The 16,239-nt window shown below is 70.4% G+C and carries 15 protein-coding genes; 7 read left to right on the forward strand and 8 right to left on the reverse strand.

Annotation, left to right across the window (positions count from 1 at the left end; all coding sequences use genetic code 11):
* Positions 1-101: 101 nt before the first annotated feature.
* The gene (locus AC2IPW_RS21705; RefSeq protein WP_416061951.1) at positions 102-800 is read left to right on the forward strand and encodes an SDR family NAD(P)-dependent oxidoreductase; all 699 of its coding nucleotides are present in this window, start codon (positions 102-104) and stop codon (positions 798-800) included.
* A 12-nt stretch (positions 801-812) separates the two neighbouring features.
* Here AC2IPW_RS21705 and AC2IPW_RS21710 read toward each other — a convergent pair whose 3' ends face one another.
* Positions 813-2,213, reverse strand: coding sequence for an ABC1 kinase family protein (locus tag AC2IPW_RS21710; protein WP_486375651.1), 1,401 nt, complete (start codon positions 2,211-2,213; stop codon positions 813-815).
* 167 nt (positions 2,214-2,380) lie between these two features.
* Between AC2IPW_RS21710 and AC2IPW_RS21715 the strand changes: the two genes are divergently transcribed.
* Positions 2,381-3,376, forward strand: a complete 996-nt coding sequence (locus AC2IPW_RS21715; protein ID WP_054374345.1) for a sigma-70 family RNA polymerase sigma factor — start codon at positions 2,381-2,383, stop codon at positions 3,374-3,376.
* Positions 3,377-3,385: 9 nt separating this feature from the next.
* Here the strand turns inward: AC2IPW_RS21715 and AC2IPW_RS21720 are convergent, their stop codons facing one another.
* A complete protein-coding gene (locus AC2IPW_RS21720) occupies positions 3,386-3,838 on the reverse strand; it encodes a VOC family protein (protein WP_054374347.1) in 453 nt (150 codons plus the stop codon).
* 443 nt (positions 3,839-4,281) lie between these two features.
* Between AC2IPW_RS21720 and AC2IPW_RS21725 the strand changes: the two genes are divergently transcribed.
* From AC2IPW_RS21725 to AC2IPW_RS21735, 3 genes are all read left to right on the forward strand, one after another.
* Complete coding sequence (locus AC2IPW_RS21725) at positions 4,282-5,250, forward strand: pirin family protein (protein WP_003938203.1); 969 nt, start codon at positions 4,282-4,284, stop codon at positions 5,248-5,250.
* 55 nt (positions 5,251-5,305) lie between these two features.
* Positions 5,306-6,079 (forward strand): pirin family protein, encoded by a 774-nt coding sequence (locus tag AC2IPW_RS21730; RefSeq protein WP_003938204.1) that lies wholly within the window; start codon positions 5,306-5,308, stop codon positions 6,077-6,079.
* 75 nt (positions 6,080-6,154) lie between these two features.
* The gene (locus AC2IPW_RS21735) at positions 6,155-7,072 is read left to right on the forward strand and encodes a PaaI family thioesterase (protein WP_486375652.1); all 918 of its coding nucleotides are present in this window, start codon (positions 6,155-6,157) and stop codon (positions 7,070-7,072) included.
* 24 nt (positions 7,073-7,096) lie between these two features.
* On the opposite strand, the gene AC2IPW_RS21740 is transcribed toward AC2IPW_RS21735, so the two are convergent.
* Genes AC2IPW_RS21740 through AC2IPW_RS21750 form a run of 3 tightly spaced genes read right to left on the reverse strand, consistent with a single transcriptional unit; the run spans position 7,097 to position 10,160 of the window.
* On the reverse strand, positions 7,097-8,602 hold the full coding sequence (locus tag AC2IPW_RS21740) for a tripartite tricarboxylate transporter permease (RefSeq protein ID WP_003938206.1): 1,506 nt from the start codon (positions 8,600-8,602) through the stop codon (positions 7,097-7,099).
* Positions 8,602-9,156 (reverse strand): tripartite tricarboxylate transporter TctB family protein, encoded by a 555-nt coding sequence (locus tag AC2IPW_RS21745; RefSeq protein ID WP_486375653.1) that lies wholly within the window; start codon positions 9,154-9,156, stop codon positions 8,602-8,604. The genes AC2IPW_RS21740 and AC2IPW_RS21745 overlap by 1 nt, the downstream gene beginning before the upstream one ends.
* Complete coding sequence (locus tag AC2IPW_RS21750; protein ID WP_486375654.1) at positions 9,153-10,160, reverse strand: Bug family tripartite tricarboxylate transporter substrate binding protein; 1,008 nt, start codon at positions 10,158-10,160, stop codon at positions 9,153-9,155. Before AC2IPW_RS21750 ends, AC2IPW_RS21745 begins: the two co-directional genes overlap by 4 nt.
* 168 nt (positions 10,161-10,328) lie before the next feature.
* Between AC2IPW_RS21750 and AC2IPW_RS21755 the strand changes: the two genes are divergently transcribed.
* Positions 10,329-10,739 carry a universal stress protein gene (locus AC2IPW_RS21755; RefSeq protein ID WP_486375655.1) on the forward strand — a complete coding sequence of 137 codons (411 nt, stop codon included), beginning with the start codon at positions 10,329-10,331 and terminating at the stop codon, positions 10,737-10,739.
* Between the two features lie 18 nt (positions 10,740-10,757).
* Here AC2IPW_RS21755 and AC2IPW_RS21760 read toward each other — a convergent pair whose 3' ends face one another.
* Positions 10,758-11,963 (reverse strand): serine hydrolase domain-containing protein, encoded by a 1,206-nt coding sequence (locus AC2IPW_RS21760; RefSeq protein WP_289380586.1) that lies wholly within the window; start codon positions 11,961-11,963, stop codon positions 10,758-10,760.
* A complete protein-coding gene (locus tag AC2IPW_RS21765; protein WP_486375656.1) occupies positions 11,963-13,357 on the reverse strand; it encodes a WS/DGAT/MGAT family O-acyltransferase in 1,395 nt (464 codons plus the stop codon). The genes AC2IPW_RS21760 and AC2IPW_RS21765 overlap by 1 nt, the downstream gene beginning before the upstream one ends.
* A 136-nt stretch (positions 13,358-13,493) precedes the next feature.
* Between AC2IPW_RS21765 and AC2IPW_RS21770 the strand changes: the two genes are divergently transcribed.
* On the forward strand, positions 13,494-15,467 hold the full coding sequence (locus AC2IPW_RS21770) for a M13 family metallopeptidase (RefSeq protein WP_486375657.1): 1,974 nt from the start codon (positions 13,494-13,496) through the stop codon (positions 15,465-15,467).
* A 54-nt stretch (positions 15,468-15,521) separates the two neighbouring features.
* Here the strand turns inward: AC2IPW_RS21770 and AC2IPW_RS21775 are convergent, their stop codons facing one another.
* Positions 15,522-16,232, reverse strand: a complete 711-nt coding sequence (locus AC2IPW_RS21775; RefSeq protein WP_003938213.1) for a M23 family metallopeptidase — start codon at positions 16,230-16,232, stop codon at positions 15,522-15,524.
* Between the last annotated feature and the right edge of the window lie 7 nt (positions 16,233-16,239).

The raw sequence follows: 16,239 nt of genomic DNA on the forward strand, positions 1-16,239 counted from the left end.
GATGTCCGGAACCGGAGCGCGTGGCTCGGTATCGCGATGCGCGGGCGCGCCCGGCGCCTATCGTGGACGGGCATCCGTCCGCTCGGCCGAGAGGATCTTCGATGACCACGACCCGGTCCGCGCTCGTCACCGGCGGCACCGGCGGTCTCGGGGCCGCCGTCACGACGCATCTGCTCGAGTCGGGCTGGCGGGTCGTGGTCCCCTGGGTGGCTCGTACCGAACTCGGGCGACTCGGGGACCATCCGAGTCTGCGTCTCGTGGAGGCGGACGTGTCCGACGACGCGCAGCTGCGGCAGGCCGTCGCGCTCGCGGCCGCCGACGAATCCGCACCGCTGTCCGGCGTGGTGAATCTGGTGGGCGGGTTCACCTCGGGCCCGCGGGTCCACGAGACGCCCGTCGAGGTCCTCGACGCCCAACTGGACCTGAACCTGCGCACCGCCTACGCCGTGACCCGCGCGGCGCTGCCGCACCTGCTCGCGAGCGGCGGCGGATCGGTGGTCTGCATGTCCACCGCGGCGACGAAACGGCCGTTCGCCGGGGGCGCCGCCTACGTCGCGTCGAAGGCCGCCGTGACCGCACTGGTCGAGACCCTGGCCGTCGAGTACGCCGGCGACGGCGTGCGGGTCAATGCGCTGCTGCCCGTCGTCATCGACACGCCCGCGAACCGGGCGGCGATGCCCGACGCGGACCGGCGCTCGTGGTCGCAGCCCGCCGAGATCGCGCGGGTGATCCGGTTCCTGCTCTCCGACGACGGCGCCGCCGTGACCGGGGCGTCGATCCCCGTCACGCGCGTGGGCTGACGCGCCCGCGTGTCAGGCGGGTAGCTCGAGCCCCTGTTCGGCGGCGCGGCGCGCCACCTCCGCCGGGAAGACGTTGCGCAGCAGGTACAGGTCCCGGCCGATGACCCAGCCGGGGGCGAGGGCGGTGGCGTAGCGCTCGAAGTAGCCGAGCTGCTTGCCGAACAGCACCAGTTCCTCCGGGCTGGCGATCCCCCACTGCTTGCCGAGCCGGATCAGCGCGACGATGAGGTCGCTCAGCCGCAGCTGTCCCAGGTCGCGCCCGAGGATCGGAGCGAGTGCCTGCGCCACCTGCATGCCGATCTCGGCGTCGTCGGCGTCGAGTCCGCTGGTGTAGCCGAGGGCGCGGATGCCCCGCGCCACGCGGGCGAAGTCCCCGTCGATGGCGGTCGCGCGGAACAGGTCGCGCAGGATGGCGCGCCAGTGCTCGGGCAGCTCACCGACGATGCCGAAGTCCAGGAAGGCGAGACGGCCGTCGTCGAGCAGCCACAGGTTGCCCGCGTGCACGTCGCCGTGGAACGGCCCGTGCAGGACGACCGATTCGATCCACACCTTCACCCCGCGGCGGATGAGCAGACTGGTGTCGATCCCCGCATCGGCGGGCACCCGGTCCATGGGCACACCGCGGAGCCGTTCCATGCAGATCACGCGCGGGCCGCAGTAGTCCCAGTACACCTGCGGCGTGGTGACGGTCGTGTTGTCCCCGAACGCGCCGATGCACTCCCGGAACCGGCTCTGCCGGTCTGCTTCGACCGCGCTGTTGAGTTCGGTCATCGTGGACGAGTGCAGGTCGCGGATGATGGCGGTGGCGTTGGCGATGCGGAAGAACTCGAAGGCCTGCAGCAGACGCGCGCCGACGTAGGCCGCCCGCAGGTCGACGAGCATGCGATGGGCGATGCCGGGCCGCTGCACCTTCACGACCGCCTCCCGGCCGTCGTGCAGGACGCACGCGTGCACCTGGCCGACGGACGCGGCGGCCAGCGGGACGTCGTCGAACCGGGCGAACAGTTCGCCGACGGGATGGCCGAGGTCCTCCTCGATCACGGCGCGGGCCCGGTACGCGGGCACGGGTGCGACGTCGTCCAGGCAGCGCAGGCACGCGTCGGCCAGCGGCTTGGGGAACACCCCGGACGACGACGCCATGAGCTGGCCGAGCTTGACGAACGTGGGACCGAGGACCTCGAACGCGTCGACGGTGCCCTCGGCGGCGGCGTCGGCGGGACCGCGGCCGTCGGGCCGCAGCGGCCAGGCGAGCAGTTTCAGCAGGACGCTGACGAGGAGCACCACGCCGATGACGACCGTGCGGCCGGCTTCGCGCAGGCCGAAACGCTCGAGCGGGGGCATGTCGACATGCAGCGCCGACGCGGGCGGTCCCCCGGCGTACGGGCCTGTCGGTCGGGGCGCGATGTCGGGCACGGGTCACCTTCGTCCTTCTGCCTGCCGGCGGGGCTGTCGGCCGGGGCAGTTACTGGACGGTACCCGGAGTGCACAGATAGTTCGAGACCCTGTTTCCTGTCGGCCCCCGGGACTACGCTCACGCTCGTAACTGCACTTCGACAGCGACGGGCAGGCGGGGGTACGACATGACGGAGCAGGTTCTCGACTCGCAGGACGACTTTCTGACACTGGCCGGTCCGTACCGGCGTGAGCTGCTCGCGCACTGTTACCGGATGAGCGGCTCGATCCACGACGCGGAGGACCTCGTGCAGGAGACGTACCTGCGCGCGTGGCGGGGCTACGCCAACTTCGGGGGCCGCTCGTCGCTGCGGACGTGGCTGCACCGCATCGCGACCAACGTGTGCCTGACCGCGCTCGAGGGCAGATCGCGCCGGCCGCTGCCGACGGGGCTGGGGGCGCCGAGCTCGGATCCGGCCGACGACCTCGTCGAGCGCGGGGAGGTGCCGTGGCTCGAGCCGATTCCCGGCGGATCCTTCGGCGACGACGGCCGGCCGGAGGATCCGACGGACCCGGCGGCGATCGTGACCTCGCGGGAGTCCATTCGCCTGGCCTTCGTGGCGGCCCTGCAGCATCTGTCCGCGCGGCAACGGGCAGTGCTGCTGCTGCGCGACGTCCTGCAGTGGCGGGCGACCGAGGTGGCCGCCGCGCTGGACACCTCGACGGCCGCGGTGAACAGTCTGCTCCAGCGGGCCCGCGCGCAGCTCGAACAGGCGCAGGTGACGAAGGACGATCTGGTCGAGCCGGAGAGTCCGGAGGCCCAGGCGCTGGTGCAGCGCTGGGTCGAGGGGTTCGAGAAGTACGACATCGATTCGATCGTCGAGATGCTCACCCAGGAGGCGGTGTGGGAGATGCCGCCGTTCGAGGGCTGGTACCGCGGCGCCGCGGCGATCGGAACCCTCATCCGGACGCATTGCCCGGCGAGCGGTCCCGGCGATCAGGTTCTGCTGCCCACGGTGGCGAACGGGCAGCCCGCCCTCGGCCTCTACATGCGAGGCGAGGACGGGCAGCACCATCCGTTCCAGCTGCAGGTGCTCGACGTCGTGGGCGACCGGGTGGTGCATGTGACCGTGTTCTTCGACACCGATCTGTTCGCCCTGTTCGGACTACCCGAGCACCCCTGACGCCGACCGCTACGCCTGCGCGGACGTCTCCGCCTGCGGTCCCATCGCGGCGGCCGCGGCCTCGACGTCCATCCACATGACCTCCCAGACGTGCCCGTCGAGGTCGCGGAAGGCCCGGCCGTACATGAAGTCGGTCTTCATCTCCTCCGACCCGGCGGTGATCCAGTCGCTGCCACCGGCAGCGAGCGCGGCGTCGACGAGGCGGTCGACGTCGTCGCGGCTCTCGGCGGACACGCTCAGGAGCACCTCGCGGGCCGTGGCGGTGTCGCAGATGTCGCCGGTGATGAAGTCGCGGAAGCGTGGCTCCTCGAGGAGCATGACGTAGGTCTGGTCGTTGATCTCGAGGCAGGCGGTGTTGGCGTCGCAGAACATCTCGTTGAAGGTGAAGCCGAGGGCATCGAAGAACGTGCGGGCGGCAGCGACGTCCTTGACGGACAGGTTGGCGAAGAGCATGCGGGGCATCTTCAACTCCTTGCGTGTGAGCGGACGGCCGGCACCTCGTGTGAGGTGTCGAGCAGGTAGACCGTCCGGCTCCGGAAAACTCATCGCGCCGGACGGGATCGCCGAAACCCCGGCGCGAATCGGAGCGAGTAACTATGCTGTGCGCCCGGTGCTTCGCGCACCGGGGTGATGGACCATACCCCGACGGGTATGTACCCTGGCTTCATCGGCCGACGGAGACGATCGGCCGCCTCCGACACCGCGTCCCTCCTCCCTCCCCCCGAAGGCGGGACGTGGCGCCGGGCGTCACGCGCCCGGCGCGGACCCCCTGCCCTCCCTCCCCTCGGGCAGGGGGTTTCGTCTTTCTCAAGTCCGCCTGCGCCCCGTTCGCAGTGCGGGAACAAATCCCCCGGACCGTCGGTTAGAGTAGTTGCATAGTCAACTACATGCCGAAGGAGCCCGCCATGCCCGCGGTGACCGTAGACAACATCCTCACCCTGCCCCGCATCCCGGCGCCCGCAGCCGACGTGCCGGCCCGTCCGGTCCTCGGCGTGCGCACCGCTCCCGTCGGATACGAAGGCGAAGGCTTCCCGGTGCGCCGGGCATTCGCAGGTATCGACCAGCGCTTCCTCGACCCGTTCATCCACATGGACCAGATGGGCGAGGTGCAGTACGCCCCCGGCGAACCCAAGGGCACCCCGTGGCACCCGCACCGCGGATTCGAGACCGTCACCTACATGATCGACGGGATCCTCGAGCACAAGGACTCCAACGGCGGGGGCGGCACTATCGGCGGTGGCGACACCCAGTGGATGACCGCGGGCTCGGGGATCCTGCACATCGAGGCCCCGCCGGAACACGTCGTCGCCAGCGGCGGCCTCTTCCACGGCGTGCAGTTGTGGGTGAACCTGCCCCGGAACCACAAGATGGCGCAGCCGCGATACCAGGACATCGCCGGCAGCCACGTGGCCCTGGCCTCCTCGCCCGACGGCGGCGCCCTCGTCCGCGTCGTCGCCGGTGAGATCGGCGGTGTCCGCGGCCCGGGCGTGACCCACACCCCGATCGCCCTCGCACACCTGACCGTCGCGCCCGGCGCGTCGGTGACCCTGCCCTGGCACCGGGAGTACAACGCGCTCGGCTACGTGCTCGCCGGGGACGGCACCGTCGGCGCCGAGCATGCACCGATCCGGGCGGGACAGACCGCCGTGTTCGGACCGAACGGCGACAGCGTCACGTTCACCGCCGACCGCACCCAGGACTCGCGGACCGAGTCCCTCGAGGTGTTCCTGCTCGGCGGACGGCCGATCCGCGAGCCCGTCGCGATGTACGGGCCGTTCGTGATGAACACCAAAGCCGAGATCATCCAGGCGTTCGAAGACTTCCAGGCGGGACGTCTCGGGACGATCCCGGCCGGGCACGAACAGCTGCCGTGACGCCGCGCCGATGCCCTCGTACCCTGAACCCGCCGCACCTCCCCGAGGAGAATCCATGACCGACGCCACGACCCTCGACATCCGGCGCGCCGAGGACCGGCTGACGACGAACATCTCCTGGCTCGACTCGAAGCACTCGTTCTCGTTCGGCCACCACTACGACCCGGACAACACCCACCACGGGCTGCTGCTGGTCAACAACGACGACACGGTCCTGCCCGGCCAAGGTTTCGACACCCATCCGCACCGCGACATGGAGATCGTGACCTGGGTACTGCGCGGCAGCCTCGTGCACCAGGACTCGATCGGGCACTCGGGCGTCATCTATCCGGGCCTGGCACAGCGGATGAGCGCCGGAACGGGCATCCTGCACTCGGAGAAGAACGACTCCTGGCGGTTGCCCGGCGCCACCGGCGTGCACGCCGCGGAGCACGCCGAGCCGGTCCGCTTCGTCCAGATGTGGGTGGTGCCGGACGAATCGGGCATCACCCCCGGTTACGAGCAGCTCGAGATCGACGACGAGCTCATGCGCGGCGGGCTGGTGCCCGTCGCCACCGGCATCCCCGAGCACCGCGATCACGCCGCCATCCGCATCCACAACAAGTACGCCGGGCTGTCGGTCGCCAGGCTGCAGCCGGGCCGGCCGGTCGTCCTGCCCGACGCCCCCTACCTGCACGTCTTCGTCGCCCAGGGCACAGCCGAGCTCGAGGGCGCCGGAATCCTGCGGGAGGGCGACGCCGTGCGGCTGACCGGTTCCGGCGGACAGCGGGTCCACACCGACACGGCCGCGGAAATCCTCGTGTGGGAGATGCACGCCCGCATCGGCTGACCGGGGTGGGCGCGGCGGCGAGCCGCGAGCCTCGGTACCGTAACCGAGCGAACCCTCGCTCCGCTCGATCCCAGGATGCTGCCCGTGACCGTCACCGCCCCCGAAACCGATCGTCTCAACGCCTTCATGGGCATCGACACCGTGGCCGGGAAGCCTGGCACGGTGTCGTTCCGCCAGCCGCTCGGCACCTGGTTCCTCGACCACCGCGGCCGCACCACCGTCGGGTCGGTCGGCGTGCTCACCGATGTCGTTCTCGGCGCTGCCCCGCACCTCGTGTGGCGCGGGCAGGGCCGCGACACCCGGTCCGTCCTGACCCAGCTCAGCGCCTCGACCGCGAATCCGATGCCGGCCCGAGGGGATCTGCACGGCACCGGCCGCGCCGTCCACGTGGACGACTCCACCGCGTTGAGCACCGCGCAGATCTGCGACGCCGCAGGCGATCTGGTGGTGCAGCTGACGGGACGGTCGATGGTCGTGGATCGTCCCGCCGTGTTCGACTCGTTCGCGGACGCATCCGGTCTGGCCCGGCCCACCCCCGAACCCTGGACGGACCCTTCGGAACTCGCCGATCGCACCGGGCTCGACACGGTCGTCGGCATCGCCGCCGGAACCGTGGCCCGGGGCCCGCTCGCCGGCCTGCTCGATCTGCGCGTCGGCGCCGTCGAGAAGGGCCGTGTCGCCGCGGTCGTCCCACCCGCGGAGTGGATGGCCAATCCGATGGGCACCGTGCAGGGCGGCGTCCTGGTCTCCGTCGCCGGCACCGTCGCCGAACTCGCGGCGCAGACCCTCACCGCTGCCGGACAGGAGTACCGATTGCTGAACCTGACGCTCGACTACCTGCGCTCCCCCGCCGCTCCTGGCCCCGACCTCCTCGTCGATGCCCGCGTCACCCGGGCCGGCCGACGGCTCGCCTCGATCGACACGCATCTCACCGCACCCGACGGCGCGGTCCTGGTCCGGGCCCAGGCGAGCGTGCAGCTGCTGGCATCCTGACGACGGCGCACGAGGCCGGACGGATCAGAGGTCTGCCGCCTTGCGCAGGCGCAGCTTGTTGTATGCGCTGATCGCGATGACGACCACGAGCAGACTGTAGAGCGTGATGGTGATCGGGGTGCTCACCAGCGTGAGCGGATCGTTCTGGGAGTTGTTCATCGCGGCGCGCAACGACGACTCGGCCAGCGGACCGAGGATCACCGCGATCAGCACCGGGGCGAGGGGGACACCGTAGCGGCGCATGACGAAGCCGAGCAGCCCGAGCCCGATCATGAACACGACGTCGACGATCGCGGCGCTCGCGGCATAGACACCGAAGCAGGCGAACATCGCGATCCCCGCGTAGAGATACTCGCGCGGGATGTCCAGCAGTTTCGCCCACAACGGGGCGAACGGCAGGTTGAGGACGAGCAGCACGATCATCCCGATGAACAGGCTCGCGAGTAGCGCCCAGACCAGATCGGCGTTCCGGGTGAAGAGCAGCGGGCCGGGCTGCATCCCGTACTGCTGGAACGCGGCCAGCAGCATCGCCGCGGTCGCCGACGTCGGCAGGCCCAGCGCCAGCAGCGCTCCCATCGCCGTGCCTGCGGTGGAGTTGCCGGCGGCCTCGGGGCCTGCGACACCGCGGATGGCGCCCTTCCCGAACATCGGGGTCGCCCGGCGGCGGTCCAGTCGTTGTTCGGCACCGTAGGCGAGGAAGGTGGGCACTTCGGCACCGCCCGCCGGGACGACACCGAACGGAACCCCGAAGGCGGTGCCGCGCAGCCAGGCCGGGAGCGCGTCGCGGAACTCGGCCTTGGTGAGGAAGGGCCGGCCCTTCGACGGGACGAGACTGCGATCGTCGGGGCGCCCGAGTCGCGAGGCGATGTAGATGACCTCGCCGACGGCGAGCATCGCCACCGTGATCACGACGATGCTCACTCCGTCGAAGAGCGCCACGTTGCCGAAGGTGAAGCGTTGCGATCCGCTGACCTGGTCGGTGCCGATCATGGCCAGCACGAGACCGATCAGCAGGGCCGCCATACCTTTGAGCACCGAGTCCGACACCACCACCGAGGTGGCGATGAACGCGAACAGCGCCAGCGCGAAATACTCACCCGGCCCGAACTTCGTGGCCAGCTCCGCCAGCGTGGGCGCGAAGAACACCACCAGCACGGTGGCGATCATGCCGCCGATGAATGCCCCGATCGCCGACGTCGCCAGCGCCTGTGGGGCGCGACCGAGCCGGGCCATGCGGTGGCCTTCGATGGATCCGGCGATGGCGGTCGAATTGCCAGGCGTGTTCATGAGGATCCCGGAGATGGCATCTCCGAACAGGCCGCCGAAGTAGATTCCGGCGAACATCACCAGCGCGGCCAGCGGATCGAGGGTGAAGGTGACGGGGAGCAGCAGCGCGACGGCCATCGCCGATCCCAGTCCGGGCAGCACGCCGACGGCCGTGCCGATCAGTGCGCCGACGAGCACATACAGCAGATTCACCGGGGTCAGGACGTCGCCGAAGCCCCCGAGCAGTCCGATCACCGAGTCCATCAGAACAGTCCCATCACACCGGGCGGGAGCGTCAACCCCAGCAATCCACCGAAGACCAACTGCACGATCGACGAGAGCGCCAGCCCCACAAGAAAATTCATCACATACTTCGTGCTGCCCAGACCGACCGTCACGCCCCAGAACACCACGGCACCGGCGATGATCCATCCTGCCGGGATCAGCAGTACCGCGAACGCCACGAACGAACCGATCGTGATCCCGGCGGCCCGCCAGTTGCTGGCCGGCCCGCGGACGGGACGCCCGTGCTCGCCCGACAGCGGCTCGGGGACTTCAGGGTTGCGCAGGATGTTCACGGCCGTCAACGCCGCGATCACGAAGCAACAGCCTGCGGCGATCGCCGGAAACGCCTTGGGGCCGAATATCTCCGAGTCGTCGGCGATCTCCATGTCGACGATGCCGTAGATCAGGAACACGCCGAGCGCGACCAGCAGGGCCGGAACGATCAGGGCGCTCGCGCCCGCCCATCGGCTCCGCGGCGGGGCAGCAGACTCGGTGTCGGTGTCGGTGTCGGTGTCGTGGCGTCGTGTCGTCATGCCAGGTCCAGATCTTCCAGGATGGTGGCCACCCGCTGCTGTTCCTCCTCGAGGAACCGGCCGAACTCGTCGCCGGTGACGAAGGATTCCTCCCACCGGTTTCGTGCCACGGCGTCCTGCCAGTGTTCCGTCCGGGTCATCTCCGTGACGATCTCGATCAGTTCCTGCTGTTCGTCCTCGTCGAGGCCCGCGGGGGCGACGTAGCCGCGCCAGTTCACCAGGTCCACCGCCGGGAACCCGGCCTCCGCCGACGTCGGGGCGTCGAGCCCCTCGAGCCGCTCGGGGGCGACGACCATCAAGGGACGCAGCCGTCCTTCGATGAGCAGGTCCCGGAAGTCGTTGTATCCACTGATCCCGACCTCGGGGGTGCCGGGCGCGGTGGAGAGCAGATTGATGGTCAGTTCACCGCCGCCCGCATACGCCGCGTACCGGATAAGAGCGGGGTCGATGCCGGCCTCACGGGCGAGCAGCGCGGCGACCATGTGGTCGATGCCGCCGGCGGATCCGCCTCCGATCGGCATCGCGGCCGGGTCGGCCCGCCACGCCGCAAGCATGTCGTCCAACGTGCGGAACGGCGAATCATCAGGTACGGCAATCACTTCGAAATCCTCGGCGAGACGGGCGACGGGTGTCGTATCCGACAGGTCGACCGGCGAATCGTTGCGGGTGATTCCGCCGAGCATCACCGTGCCGGTCACCATCATCGTGGTGCTGTTGCCGTCGAGTTCGGTCAGCTGCGACAGCCCGATCGTGCCTGCGGCACCGGGGATGTTGACGACCTGCACGTTGTTGACGATGGCGCCGGTGCGCAGGGCCTGCTGGGACTCTCGTGCGACGAGGTCCCAGCCGCCACCTGCGGCGGCGGGGGCGATCAGCGTCAGTTTGGCGCGGGCATCGGCGCCCGAACCGCTCCGGTTCGCCACGATCCCGGCCGACACCACCAGGGCACCCACACACACCAGGCCCAGGATCCACCGGAGGGACCTCGAGAGCTGCACGGTCATCCCTTCGCCGAATTCGTGATCTGCGCCAATTTTGCGGTCATTCGGTGAGCCATGTCACCGGAAAGTGCGTAATGGTCATTTTGCGCATTGTGCTCGGTCCCATGTCGGCATCTCCGGCGACATCGCCGGTTATCGTGATCGGGCCGGGCGGATTCGGGAGGACACACGATGAGCATCGCGGTTGCGCACAGCGACAGCGCCGAAGGCCGGGCCGCGCTCCTCGCGGCCGCCGCCGAGGCGGATCTGCGCAGGACGGACCTGCTGGTCCTGCACGTCTCGGACAGCGACGAGCCGACCCTTCCGCCCGCCGTCACCGATGCGCTGCGGGCCCGGATCGAGTCCGTCCTCGCCGACGGCGGCGCCCCGAAGGTGGTCTGGCATCTGCACACGGCGGGTCGTGGGCACAACGTCGCGGGCGCCCTGATCGACCTCGTCGCCGAAACCGGCGCCGAGATCCTCGTTCTCGGCTCACGGCGCCGTTCGGCCACCGGCAAGTTCCTGCTCGGCAGCACCGTTCAGCGGGTGCTGCTCGACTGTCCCGTGCCGGTGCTGGCCGTCAAGGCCGGCGAGGACCGGTGAGGGGACGGGCGTAGGCCGTCAGGCCGCCCGCCTCGCAACGACGACGCCTGCGGCCCCGAGCCGCGGGAACCGCATGTCCGAGATGGGGGTGACACTGCCGAGGCGGTTGGTGACGAAGGCGATGGACAAGCCCGTCTCCGGATCCGCGAACGCACCGGAGCCGCCGAAGCCGAAGTGACCGATCGACTGCAGCGGCTGCTCGCGCAGCGCGACCCAGCCCGGGTGGTAGCCGAGCCGCCAGTTGGGGCGGATACCGAGCACGTAGTCGCGGCGCCGGGTCTGCACCTCCAGGACCTGCTCGAGGGTTTCCTCCTTCAGCAGCCGCGCTCCGTCGAGTTCACCGCCGTTCGCCAGCGCGCCGTACATCCGGGCCAGCGCGCGGGCGGTGAACACCCCGTTCCAGCCCGGCATCACCGCGTCGTGCGCGGCGGGGCTGCGGGCCAGCTCGTCGAAGCCTTCGGCCATGCCCGCCTCGGCGACGCCACGCAACCCGGGCAGCCGCGACAGCACGGTGCCGGTGACCGCCCACGGCGCGGGGGTCGGGTTCAGCCGGGGGAAGACCCGGGCGATGCGGTGCCGCTCGTCCTGCGGCACGTGGAACCAGAATTCGCGCAGACCGAGCGGGCCGGCGATCTCCTGCTCGACCAGTTCGGTGAAGGACAGGCCGGTCACCCGGATGGCGATCTCGGCGACGAGGTTGCCGTAGGTGACGGCGTGATAGCCGGGGCCGGCGAGCCGCCGCGGATCCGGGGAGGCGGCCGCGAGCGCGGACGCCACCGCATCGGAGTCGAGCAGCCCGAATCGTCCCGGGACGAGGCCCCGGGCGCGATGCAGACCGGCGCGGTGGGACATCAGCTCCCGGACGGTGATGGACTCCTTTCCGGCGGCCCCGAACTCGGGCCAGTACGTCGCGACGGGTTCGTCGTAGTCGACGAGCCCGCGCTCGGCGAGCCGGTGCAACACGGTGCTCGCGACGCCCTTGCCCGTGGAGAACGACAGCGCGACGGTGTCGTGGGTCCACCGCTTGTCCCGGGACGCCCAGCCCGCCCAGATGTCCAGCACCGGCTCGCCGTGCAGGTACGCCGCGAGCGCCCCGCCGCCGTTCCGGGTGTCGCGGAACATCTTGAAGAACCGGTCGGCGACCGGCAGGAAGCGCGGATCGACGATCATTTCGGTCCGAGGATGCTCCCCGTCCACCCGCCTTGCTCCCGTTTCGGCACTCATCACGCCACTCCTACCGCAGTCTCCAGCTCCGACAGAGACCGCTCCGTCAGAGGTATCAACGTCGCGATATCCGGAATTACTTCCCCACCGGCCACATATCCGAAACCGATCCGGTCGGCATACGAGCACACCGTGACGTTGAGGGCCATCCCGTCGTACACGATGGACACGGGGTACATCTCCTCGAGGTGGGCGCCGTTCCAGTACAGCTCGGTGCGCGGACCGGGCACGTTGGAGATCGGCAGGTTGTACCCGGGCCGGAGCCCCGGGTCGAACGGAAGCATTGGGGCCAGGATGGTCGGCAGGATGCTCGGTGCCGTCACCACCAGCGACGGCACCGGCCCCAGCGCTGCGACGCGGTCCTTGGCGACCTGCATCGAGCGGTGGATCAGCCGCAGCCGGTCGGCCGGGTCCGTGCGATCGGTACCCAGGGTGCACACCGCCGTTCCGAACGCATTGCCCGCCGTCGCGCCGTCCTGCCGTCTGCGCACCGAGACCGGGCAGATCGCCACGAGGGAGTCGCCGGGGAGTTCGTCGTGCTCGCCGAACCACGAGCGCAACGCGCCGGCCACCATGGCCGTGACGACATCGTTGCCGGTCACGCCCGCAGCGCGCTCGATCGCCCGCAGTCGCGACTTCGGCCAGCCGGCGGCGGCGAAGGCGCGCCCGGTTCCGAGCGGACCGTTGAGCCGGGTGCGTGGCGCCCCGAACGGCAGGATGGTGGTGTCGCTGGTCACGCCCTGCACCGTGGCCCCGACCTGCCCCCCGACGGTCCGCCGAACCAGACCCACACCGGAGGTGAGTGCCCCGAGGGCCGAGCGGGCCAGCCCGAGCGGCGTCGGAAGTCCACCGTGCGCGGCGTCGGGCCGTGGGCGCCTGCCGGTGGCGAAGAATGGGGACATCGACCGGCGATCGGGATCGGGCGACATCGACTCCTCGATCATCCGCAGGCCGGCGATCCCGTCGAGCACCGCATGGTGGACCTTGGTGTAGAGCGCGAACCGGCCGTCGGGAAGGCCGTCGACGAGGTGGGCCTCCCACATCGGACGGGAGCGGTCGAGCGGTTCGGCATGCAGCTCCCCCACCAGCTGCCACAGCGCGTCCCGCCCGGCGCCGGGCGGCAGCGACGCCCGCCGCACGTGGTAGCTCAGGTCGATGTCGTCCACGTCGCGCCAGGCCCACCACCCGCCGGTGTCCACGCCCCGGTGCGCCCGGCGTCGCAGCACCGGATCCACCTCGTCGGCACGGCCGAGCGCGTCCCGGTAGGCGTCGTCGACGAACCGCGAGCCGGCATCCTCGGGTGGGTTCAGGATCAGGACCACTCCGACGTGCATGGGGTTCGCCAGCAGCTCTGCCGTCATGAGAACCGCGTCGATCGGGTCCATCAGACCCACTCGTCCACCCCGCTTCCACGTGTCTGTGCGGCTTCGGTCACGGTAACTCGAGCGAGGCGTGTCGCGGGCGGAGACGGCCCGTCGCCCGTACGCAGGCCCGTGCCGGGTGCCGGGATTCGGTGTAAGGATGGACGGCATGACCATCGTGGAGCATCCCCGGGCTCGGCACTCGGGCATCGACCTGACCCACCTCGACGAGAGCACCCGAGCACAGGACGATCTGTTCGAACACGTCAACGGCCGCTGGCTCGCCGAACACGTGATCCCCGCCGATCGTGCCCTCGACGGCGCGTTCCGCACCCTGTTCGACAAGGCCGAGGTCGACGTCCGCACCCTCATCGAGGAGGCGGCCGCATCCTCGGCCGAGCCGGGTACCGATGCGCAGCGCATCGGCGACCTGTACGCCAGCTTCATGGACACCGGGGCCGTGGAGGCGGCGGGCCTGGACCCGATCGCCGGCGAACTGGCCGCCGTGGCGGACGCCGCGGACCGGAACGCTCTCGCGGCGGTGCTCGGCCGCTTGCAGCGCGTCGGGATCGGCGGTGCCGTCGGGCACTACGTCGACACCGACGCGAAGAACTCCGCGCGCTACCTGATGCACACGACGCAGTCCGGTCTGGGCCTCCCCGACGAGTCGTACTACCGCGAGGACGGCCACGCCGAGATCCGCGCGCAGTACGTCGCGCACATCGGGCGCATGTTCGAGCTGGCCGGCATCGGGTACGACCCGCAGCGGGTGCTCGAACTCGAGACCCGCCTGGCGGCCGGACACTGGGACGTGGTCAAACGGCGCGACGCCGACCTGTCCTACAACCTGGTGACGTTCGAGGCGCTGACGTCCGAGCGACCCGGTTTCGACTGGCGCGGATGGATCGGCGCACTCGGTGCCACCGAGGAACAGTGGGCCGAGATCGTGGTCCGCCAACCGAGCTTCCTCGACACGTTCGCGCACCTGTGGGCCGAGGCATCCCTCGACGACTGGAAGGCCTGGGCCACCTGGCGGGTCCTGCACTCCCGCGCGCCGTACCTCACCGAGGCGCTGGTCGACGAGAACTTCGCGTTCTACGGCCGCACCCTGACCGGGGCGCAGGAGATCCGCGACCGATGGAAGCGCGGCGTGGCGCTCGTCCAGGACCTGCTCGGCGAGGCCGTCGGCAAGCTGTATGTCGAACGGCACTTCCCGGCCGAGGCCAAGGCCCGCATGCAGCAGCTCGTCGCCAATCTGCAGGAGGCGTACCGGCGCAGCATCGCCGACCTCGAATGGATGAGCCCGCAGACCCGTGAGGCGGCGCTGCGCAAGCTGGAGAAGTTCACGCCGAAGATCGGCTACCCCGACAAGTGGCGCGACTACTCGGCGGTGACCGTCGCCGCGGACGATCTGGTCGGCAACTACCGCAGCGGCTACGCCGCCGAGTACGACCGCGACCTGGCCAAGCTCGGGGGTCCGGTGGACCGCGACGAGTGGTTCATGACGCCGCAGACCGTCAACGCGTACTACAACCCGGGCATGAACGAGATCGTGTTCCCCGCCGCGATCCTGCAACCGCCGTTCTTCGATCTGCACGCCGACGACGCCGCCAACTACGGCGGGATCGGGGCCGTCATCGGGCACGAGATCGGGCACGGCTTCGACGATCAGGGCGCCAAGTACGACGGCGACGGCAATCTCGAGAACTGGTGGACCGACGACGATCGCACCGAGTTCGGTAAGCGCACCGCGGCGCTGATCGCGCAGTACGACGAGTTCGAGCCGAAGGGACTCGCCGGGCACCGCGTCAACGGCAGCTTCACCATCGGCGAGAACATCGGCGATCTCGGCGGGCTCTCCATCGCGCTGAAGGCGTACGAGATCGCGCTCGACGGTGCCGAGGCGCCCGTGATCGACGGCCTCACAGGCCTGCAGCGGGTCTTCTTCGGCTGGGCGCAGGTGTGGCGTACCAAGGTCCGTGACGAGGAGGCGCTGCGCCGGCTCGCCGTGGATCCGCACTCCCCGCCGGAGTTCCGGTGCAACGGGGTGGTGCGCAACATCGACGCCTTCTACGAGGCGTTCGACGTGCACCCCGGCGACGAGTTGTATCTCGACCCCCCGCAGCGTGTGCGGATCTGGTGAGCCGGACGCCGGTGCGCCGCGCCCCCCGACGGGGCGGCGTACCGGCGTCCGAGACTAGGAACGCGAGGACTGCGGTACGGATACCCCGCGCGAGCCGAACCAGGCCAACGGATCCATCTTGGCGCCGCCCGGCTGCCACACCTCGAAGTGCAGGTGCGGACCGGTGGACTGGCCGCGGTTGCCCATCGTGGCGATCACGTCGCCCGCCCGGACCTGCTGGCCGACCGACACGAGCGACTGGTCGATGTGCCCGTAGACGCCGATCGTGCCGTCGTCCTGCTGGATGCGCACCCACAGTCCGAAGCCGGAGGCGGGGCCGGATTCGATGACGGTCCCGTCGGTGACCGACTTGATCGGCGTGCCGATGGCGTTGGCGATGTCGATGCCGTTGTGCGCCGTTCCCCAGCGGGGGCCGAAGCCGGAGGTCAGCGCCCCGATCGTCGGGAAGACGGCGCTCGGGCGGCTCGCGAGTTCGCGCGCGATGCGCTCGGCTTCCTCCTGGGCGATCCGCTCGGCCTCGCGCTGGCGCTCCGCGGCCTCCGCGGCCAGGCGCGCGGTCTCCCGCTCGGCGGCACGCTGCAGCTGGTCGACGTACCGGTCGGTGCCGGCGTCCGGGAATTGCAGCACCTGCGGCGCCGTCGAGAGTCCGACCGTCGGCTGCTGCCGCTCGGGGGCGGCCTGGGCCCGGGGCTGCCCGGGTGCCGCCTGGGCCGCGGCGCTGCCGGCCGCCAGCACGGCACCGATCGCCAGGGGAATGGTCAGCAACCGGCGA

The sequence above is a fragment of the Rhodococcus sp. NS-SX18 genome (genome assembly GCF_057367935.1).

Bases quoted from the DNA above. Each gene is read 5' to 3' on its own strand.
- AC2IPW_RS21755 (WP_486375655.1), top strand. From the start codon at position 10,329: ATGAGCATCGCGGTTGCGCACAGCGACAGCGCCGAAGGCCGGGCCGCG.
- AC2IPW_RS21770 (WP_486375657.1), top strand. From the start codon at position 13,494: ATGACCATCGTGGAGCATCCCCGGGCTCGGCACTCGGGCATCGACCTG.
- AC2IPW_RS21750 (WP_486375654.1), bottom strand. From the start codon at position 10,160: ATGACCGTGCAGCTCTCGAGGTCCCTCCGGTGGATCCTGGGCCTGGTG.
- AC2IPW_RS21745 (WP_486375653.1), bottom strand. From the start codon at position 9,156: ATGACGACACGACGCCACGACACCGACACCGACACCGACACCGAGTCT.
- AC2IPW_RS21715 (WP_054374345.1), top strand. From the start codon at position 2,381: ATGACGGAGCAGGTTCTCGACTCGCAGGACGACTTTCTGACACTGGCC.
- AC2IPW_RS21720 (WP_054374347.1), bottom strand. From the start codon at position 3,838: ATGCCCCGCATGCTCTTCGCCAACCTGTCCGTCAAGGACGTCGCTGCC.
- AC2IPW_RS21730 (WP_003938204.1), top strand. From the start codon at position 5,306: ATGACCGACGCCACGACCCTCGACATCCGGCGCGCCGAGGACCGGCTG.
- AC2IPW_RS21705 (WP_416061951.1), top strand. From the start codon at position 102: ATGACCACGACCCGGTCCGCGCTCGTCACCGGCGGCACCGGCGGTCTC.
- AC2IPW_RS21735 (WP_486375652.1), top strand. From the start codon at position 6,155: ATGCTGCCCGTGACCGTCACCGCCCCCGAAACCGATCGTCTCAACGCC.
- AC2IPW_RS21725 (WP_003938203.1), top strand. From the start codon at position 4,282: ATGCCCGCGGTGACCGTAGACAACATCCTCACCCTGCCCCGCATCCCG.
- AC2IPW_RS21760 (WP_289380586.1), bottom strand. From the start codon at position 11,963: ATGAGTGCCGAAACGGGAGCAAGGCGGGTGGACGGGGAGCATCCTCGG.
- AC2IPW_RS21740 (WP_003938206.1), bottom strand. From the start codon at position 8,602: ATGGACTCGGTGATCGGACTGCTCGGGGGCTTCGGCGACGTCCTGACC.